This window comes from Streptomyces sp. NPDC048415 (assembly GCF_040651675.1).
Classification (GTDB): domain Bacteria; phylum Actinomycetota; class Actinomycetes; order Streptomycetales; family Streptomycetaceae; genus Streptomyces.
This window is the reverse complement of the sequence record NZ_JBEZKJ010000020.1, coordinates 109737-116539: the sequence shown is the minus strand read 5'-3', so window position 1 is coordinate 116539 and position 6803 is coordinate 109737. Positions and strand designations below refer to the sequence as shown.

At 69.6% G+C, this 6803-nt stretch carries 7 protein-coding genes; 1 reads left to right on the top strand and 6 read right to left on the bottom strand.

Annotation, left to right across the window (positions count from 1 at the left end; all coding sequences use genetic code 11):
• The 4 genes from AB0D27_RS16365 to AB0D27_RS16350 all read right to left on the bottom strand — a co-directional run.
• Positions 1 to 189, bottom strand: a 189-nt coding sequence (locus AB0D27_RS16365) for a hypothetical protein (protein ID WP_362508191.1), incomplete at its 3' end; no start/stop codon positions are given.
• A 5-nt stretch (positions 190 to 194) separates the two neighbouring features.
• Entirely contained in the window at positions 195 to 1502 is a 1308-nt protein-coding gene (locus AB0D27_RS16360) for an extracellular solute-binding protein (protein ID WP_362508188.1), read from the bottom strand.
• A gap of 575 nt (positions 1503 to 2077) precedes the next feature.
• Positions 2078 to 2383, bottom strand: a complete 306-nt coding sequence (locus AB0D27_RS16355) for a DUF3039 domain-containing protein (protein ID WP_362508185.1) — start codon at positions 2381 to 2383, stop codon at positions 2078 to 2080.
• 29 nt (positions 2384 to 2412) lie between these two features.
• A complete protein-coding gene (locus tag AB0D27_RS16350; RefSeq protein WP_362508182.1) occupies positions 2413 to 2985 on the bottom strand; it encodes a YqgE/AlgH family protein in 573 nt (190 codons plus the stop codon).
• A 281-nt stretch (positions 2986 to 3266) separates the two neighbouring features.
• Here AB0D27_RS16350 and murA point away from each other — a divergent pair, with 281 nt between their 5' ends.
• Positions 3267 to 4613: a UDP-N-acetylglucosamine 1-carboxyvinyltransferase gene (gene murA / locus AB0D27_RS16345; protein ID WP_362508179.1), complete on the top strand. Its 1347-nt coding sequence runs from the start codon at positions 3267 to 3269 to the stop codon at positions 4611 to 4613.
• Positions 4614 to 4716: 103 nt separating this feature from the next.
• Here murA and AB0D27_RS16340 read toward each other — a convergent pair whose 3' ends face one another.
• Both AB0D27_RS16340 and AB0D27_RS16335 read right to left on the bottom strand, forming a co-directional pair.
• Positions 4717 to 4998: an HU family DNA-binding protein gene (locus AB0D27_RS16340; RefSeq protein WP_007382399.1), complete on the bottom strand. Its 282-nt coding sequence runs from the start codon at positions 4996 to 4998 to the stop codon at positions 4717 to 4719.
• Between the two features lie 371 nt (positions 4999 to 5369).
• The gene (locus AB0D27_RS16335) at positions 5370 to 6803 is read right to left on the bottom strand and encodes an NAD-dependent malic enzyme (protein WP_362508175.1); all 1434 of its coding nucleotides are present in this window, start codon (positions 6801 to 6803) and stop codon (positions 5370 to 5372) included.

The window sequence follows — 6803 nt, the reverse complement described above, 5'->3', positions numbered from 1 at the left end:
GTTCCGCACCCGCGCGGCGCGGCGTGGCGACGCCTTGCGGACCCCTGCCGCCCGGCCGGCCCGGAGCGGCGCCTCGTGGACCGCCGCCGGTCCTGACGTGCCCGGCTCCCGCCGGCCGGGGCGACCCGCGGGGTCCGCGCCGGTGTCGCCGGCGGGCGGAACGTCCTCCGGGGAAGCGCGGTTCGTCATCGGGCTCACCCAGCGGAGCTGAACGCGTCGTTCATCTTCTTCGCCGCGGCCTTCGAAGCCGCGGCGACGTCCTTCTTGCCGCTGACGATCTCCTGGAACATCGTCGGCAGGACGAGCGAGGCGTCGATCTGTGCCCAGGCGGGCGAGGCCGGGACGAACCTGGTGCCCGCGGCGAGCGTCTTGACGAAGGGGGCGACGAAGGGCTCCTTGGCCGCGACGTCTTCCCGTACGTCGGTGTACGTCGGCAGGAAGCCCATCGCGTCGAAGAGTTCGCCCTGGGTCTTCTTCGACGCCAGCCGCTTCATCAGGTCCACCGCCAGCGTGCGGTGCGACGTGCTCTTCAGTACGCCGATGTTGTTGCCGCCCGCGAACGCCGGTGCCACCGAGCCCGGCTTCACCCCGGGCAACGGAACGACCGCGTACTTGCCCTTCACCTTCCCGGCCTCGATCGCCGCGTGGCTGAAGTCGCCGCCGATGGCCATGCCCGCCTTGCCCGAAGCGAAGGCGGTCACCGTGTCATTGCCGCCCATGCCGGCGCACTTGGCGGCCGGGCAGTTGCCGTCGCCGAAGAGCGAGGTGTAGGCCTTGATGCCCTTCTGTGCGTCCGCGCTGTCGATGGTCGCGGCGTACGAACCGCCCTTGCCCTCGGCGAGTTCACCCCCGTTCGACCAGACGAACGGCATCGCGCCGTAGGTGTAGGCGCCGCCTACCGCGAGGCCGTACAGTTCCGGCCTGGCCGTGTGGATCTTCCGGGCGATTTCGGCCAACTCGGCCTGGGTCCTCGGGACTTCGAGGCCCAGCTCCTTGAGGACATCGGTGCGGTAGTAGAGGGCCCGGACGCCGACGAAGTACGGGGCGCCGTAGATCCTGCCGTCCACCGTCACCGACTGCCGGGCCGTCGGGTCGGTGTCCTTCGACTCGCTCCAGTCGGTGAAGTCCTTCGTGACATCGGCGAGTCCGCCGTCCTTCACATAACCGGCCGTGTCCGTGTTGCCGTACTCGATGACGTCCGGGGCGCTCTTGGGATCGTTGAAGGCGGCCTTGACGCGCTGGGCGCGGGTCTCCACGGGGATGTACTCGATGGTGACCTTGGTGCCCTTGTGGGCCTTCTTGAAGGTGTCGACGGCCGCGTCGACGACCTTCTCCTTCGGCGCGTTGTCGACCTCCTGGAAGAGCCAGACGCGCAGGGTGCCCGTCTTCTCGTCCTTGCCGGAGGAGGAGTTGTCGGAGGTCTGGGGGGCGCAGGCGGTGGCGGCGACAAGGGCGGCCAGGGCGACGGCCGTTCGGGCAGGGAGCTTCGCAGAGAGCTTCATCGAGCATCCTCCGGGTGGGGGTGCGTTGCAACATGCGCAATGGCGGTTTTGCTCTGCACAACACCCAGGAGGCTATGGACTACATGAACGTGCCCACAAGAGGTCTCAACCACTTCGTGACCACGGGGCGCACTCCGTGCAACGGTCAGGCGGGGGTGGTCTTTTCACGACCGGCCCGCACCCCACGGCGTCCGCCGCGAACACCTCACACCTGGAACCGCTCCCCGTGTCACCAGCGCACCCAGCGCCGCGCGCCCGCGAGGAGCAGGAAGCCGACGAGCGACACCGCGGGCACGACGCCCCGGCTCCTGCCGGGCCTCGGCTCGAGGGCCGCCCGCCTTTGTGCGGTACCGCTCCGAGCGCCCGATGCGGCGCCGCCTCGTCCGGCGCCGGCCTGACGGCCGTACGCGCCGCGGCCACGGCCATATCCCCTCGCACCGACGCCGCGAGGCTCAACTCCTCCGCGCTCTCCCGCTGCCCGCCCCTGGGTACGGCATGACCGCGGCGCCCCTCATCGGGGGCGCCGCGGTCATGCTCGGTCTACGTCGCGTACCGCGCCGAGGGACCCGGCGGCATTACTTCTTGTCGCCGCCGTCGCCGCCCTTGCCCTTGTCGCCGCCGGCGCCCATGGACTCGTAGATCTCCTTGCACATGGGGCAGACGGGGTACTTCTTCGGGTCCCGGCCCGGGACCCACACCTTGCCGCAGAGGGCCACGACGGGCGTGCCGTCGAGGGCGCTCGCCATGATCTTGTCCTTCTGGACGTAGTGGGCGAAGCGCTCGTGGTCCCCGTCGCCGTGCGACACCTGCGGCGTCGGCTCTACGAGGGTCCCCGTCCCCGTGCCTCGCTGGGGCTGGGTCTCAGGCTCAAGAGTGCTCATGACTGCAAGGGTACTGAAGCGCGGCGGCATCAGTTGAGCGAAGGGTCGTCCGGATACGTGGCCACCATCGCGAGCTCGTTGCGCTGACGGCGCAGGACCTCGCGCCAGAGGCGTTCGGGGGCCGGGGAGGAGACGTCTCCGGGTTCGGATTCGACGACGTACCAGGCGCCCTCGACCAGCTCGTTCTCCAGCTGGCCCGGGCCCCAGCCGGCGTACCCGGCGAAGATCCGCAGCGAGCCGAGGGCCGAGGCGAGCAGCTCGGGCGGGGCCTCCAGGTCCACCAGACCGATGGCGCCGTGCACCCGCCGCCAGCCCAGCGGCGCACGTTCACTCGACGCGCCGCCCGGGATGACCGCGACGCCCAGCGCGGAGTCCAGCGAGACCGGGCCGCCCTGGAAGACGACGCCCGGCTCGCCGGTCAAGTCGGCCCAGGCCTCCAGGATGTCGCTGACGTCCACCGGCGTCGGACGGTTGAGGACGACACCGAGCGAGCCCTCCTCGTCGTGGTCGAGGAGCAGCACCACCGCGCGGTCGAAGTTCGGGTCCGCCAGGGCGGGCGTGGCCACGAGCAGCCGCCCTGTGAGCGAGGACACCTCGGTCATGCCAGACATGATCCCGCATCTTCCCCGTGAGCGGGGAGCCAATACCCGTACCCGGGTGAATGCAGCTCAGGGCGCGCAGAAGCGCCCCCCGCGCACGCCGGCGTCGGTGACCCCGTGTGCCCGATTCAGAACGGTTCGTGTTGTGGCCAAGCTATGACGTAGCTGAGTGGTACTTGGGCTTACTGAAGGGGGGTAGGCGGCCATTACGCTTGCTCTTCGGCTCCCGCGACAACGGTCCGCCGACGACTCACGCCTGCCCAACTCATCGGAACGCGAGATACATGACCGTCAACGACAGTGATGACGTACTCCTTGTCCACGGCGGAACCCCGCTCGAGGGCGAGATCCGTGTCCGCGGTGCGAAGAACCTCGTACCCAAGGCCATGGTGGCCGCCCTGCTGGGCAGCGCGCCGAGCCGGCTGCGCAATGTCCCCGACATCCGCGACGTGCGTGTCGTACGCGGACTCCTGCAGCTGCACGGTGTGACGGTCCGTCCGGGTGAGGAGCCGGGCGAACTGGTTCTCGATCCCTCGCACGTCGAGAGCGCGAACGTCGCCGACATCGACGCCCACGCGGGTTCCTCGCGCATCCCGATCCTCTTCTGCGGCCCGCTGCTGCACCGTCTGGGGCACGCGTTCATCCCCGGGCTCGGGGGCTGTGACATCGGCGGCCGTCCCATCGACTTCCACTTCGAGGTGCTGCGGCAGTTCGGCGCGAGGATCGAGAAGCGGGAGGACGGTCAGTACCTGGAGGCTCCGCAGCGGCTGCGCGGCACCAAGATCCAGCTCCCGTACCCGTCCGTCGGCGCCACCGAGCAGGTGCTGCTGACCGCCGTGCTGGCGGAGGGCGTCACCGAGCTGTCCAACGCGGCCGTGGAGCCCGAGATCGAGGACCTCATCTGCGTACTGCAGAAGATGGGCGCGATCATCGCCATGGACACCGACCGGACCATCCGCATCACCGGTGTCGACTCGCTCGGCGGCTACACCCACGCGGCCCTCCCGGACCGCCTGGAGGCCGCCTCCTGGGCGTCCGCGGCACTGGCGACCGAAGGCAACATCTACGTCCGCGGCGCCCAGCAGCGCTCGATGATGACGTTCCTCAACACCTACCGCAAGGTCGGTGGCGCCTTCGAGATCGACGACGAGGGCATCCGCTTCTGGCACCCGGGCAGCCAGCTCAAGTCCATCGCGCTGGAGACGGACGTCCACCCGGGCTTCCAGACCGACTGGCAGCAGCCGCTGGTCGTCGCCCTGACGCAGGCCACCGGCCTGTCGATCATCCACGAGACGGTGTACGAGTCCCGGCTCGGCTTCACCTCCGCGCTCAACCAGATGGGCGCGCACATCCAGCTCTACCGCGAATGCCTCGGCGGCTCGGTCTGCCGCTTCGGCCAGCGCAACTTCCTGCACTCGGCGGTCGTTTCCGGGCCCACCAAGCTCCAGGGCGCCGACCTGGTCATTCCCGACCTCCGCGGCGGCTTCTCGTACCTCATCGCGGCCCTCGCCGCCCAGGGCACCTCCCGCGTGCACGGCATCGACCTCATCAACCGCGGCTACGAGAACTTCATGGAGAAGCTCGTCGAGCTGGGCGCGAAGGTGGAGCTGCCGGGCAAGGCGCTGGGCTGACAGCAATAGTCGTACGTACGACCATGGGGCGGCACCCGAAGACCGGGGGCCGCCCCATTGGCGTTACTGCGCTGCGTGCACCGTCCCGTGGCACACGGAGGGGTTACTTGCCCTTGGCGGCTTCCTTGAGCTTCGAGCCCGCCGAGACCTTGACGCTGTAGCCCGCCGGGATCTGGATCGGGTCGCCGGTCTGCGGGTTGCGCGCGGTGCGAGCGGCACGGTGGGTGCGCTCGAAGGTCAGGAAGCCGGGGATGGTGACCTTCTCGTCGCCCTTGGCGACGATCTCGCCGACGGTCTCGGCGAACGCGGCCAGAACGGCGTCGGCGTCCTTGCGGGTCACCTCGGCGCGGTCGGCCAGCGCGGCCACCAGCTCACTGCGGTTCATGTTGTTACTCCCGTGTTCTTCTTGCCGTTGTGGCGTGCCACGCGGCGGAGCCGCATGTCGGGCACGCGAAGCCGATGCTGCCAGGGTCCTCGGTCGGTCCCCGGACCCGGGTCCGTATCCAGACCCTCGCGCCCGAAGACGCATCCTGCCCCCACCTGCGGCGGGAAAGCCAATCCGGCACCCCTGGGAGTCACACGAACACCCTTGGGAGTCACACGAAAAGGCCTGCGAGGCCTGAGCCTGGCCGCCACCATAGAGGCGGCCACAGGCCCCGCGTTCCGCGACGCGCCGGGGCTGAGGCGGTCGTGGCGCCCGTCACAGACGCGCGAACAGCCACGTTTGTGCGGTTCTGCTGCCCGGCTCGACCCGACTTACACGGAGGCGGTGTCCGCCTCCGTCACCCCCGCCGCCTTCGCGGCGTTGCGCACCGCTCCGGCGACCGCGCCCGCGACCTTGTCGTTGAAGACGCTCGGGATGATGTAGTTCGGGTTGAGCTCATCCTCGGTCACCACGTCCGCGAGGGCGGTCGCGGCGGCCAACATCATCTCCGTGTTGACGGTACGCGACTGGGCGTCCAGCAGGCCACGGAAGACGCCCGGGAAGACCAGGACGTTGTTGATCTGGTTGGGGAAGTCGGAGCGGCCGGTGGCGACAACTGCCGCCGTCTGACGGGCGATTGCCGGGTCGACCTCGGGGTCGGGGTTCGCGAGCGCGAACACGACGGCGTCGTCGGCCATGGCGGCCACGTCGTCGCCGTCGAGCACGTTCGGGGCGGAGACGCCGATGAAGACGTCGGCGCCGCGCACCGCTTCCTTCAGCGTGCCCGTGAGGCCCTCGGGGTTGGTGTTGTCGGCGATCCAGCGCAGCGCCGAGTCCGGGGCGGCGTCCACCAGGTCCTCGCGGTCGGCGTGCACGACGCCGTGGATGTCGGCGACCACGGCGTTCTTGACGCCCGCCGCGATCAGCAGCTTGAGGATGGCCGTACCGGCTGCGCCGGCGCCGGACATGACGACACGGATGTCACCGATCGCCTTGCCCGCCACGCGAAGTGCGTTGGTCAGGGCGGCGAGTACGACGATGGCGGTGCCGTGCTGGTCGTCGTGGAAGACGGGGATGTCGAGGGCCTCGCGCAGCCGCGCCTCGATCTCGAAGCAGCGCGGCGCGGAGATGTCCTCGAGGTTGATGCCGGCGAAGCCGGGGGCGATGGCCTTCACGATCTCGACGATCGCGTCGGTGTCCTGGGTGTCCAGGCACAGCGGCCAGGCGTCGATGCCGGCGAACCGCTTGAAGAGCGCCGCCTTGCCCTCCATGACCGGGAGGGCGGCCTTGGGACCGATGTTGCCGAGGCCCAGTACGGCCGAGCCGTCCGTCACGACCGCAACGGAATTGCGTTTGATGGTCAGGCGGCGGGCGTCCTCGGGGTTCTCGGCGATCGCCATGCACACGCGGGCGACACCCGGCGTGTAGATCATGGAGAGGTCGTCACGGTTGCGGATCGGGTGCTTGGACTGCATCTCGATCTTGCCGCCGAGGTGCATGAGGAACGTACGGTCGGAGACCTTGCCGAGCGTCACGCCCTCGATGCCGCGCAGCTGCTGGACGATCTCGTCGGCGTGCGCGGTGGAGGTCGCGGCAATGGTGACGTCGATCCGGAGCTTCTCGTGGCCTGAGGCGGTCACGTCGAGGCCGGTCACCGAGCCGCCGTGGGACTCCACGGCCGTGGTGATCTGGGAGACCGCGGTTCCACTGGCGGGCACCTCAAGGCGGACCGTAATCGAGTAGGAGACGCTGGGCGCCGTTGCCAT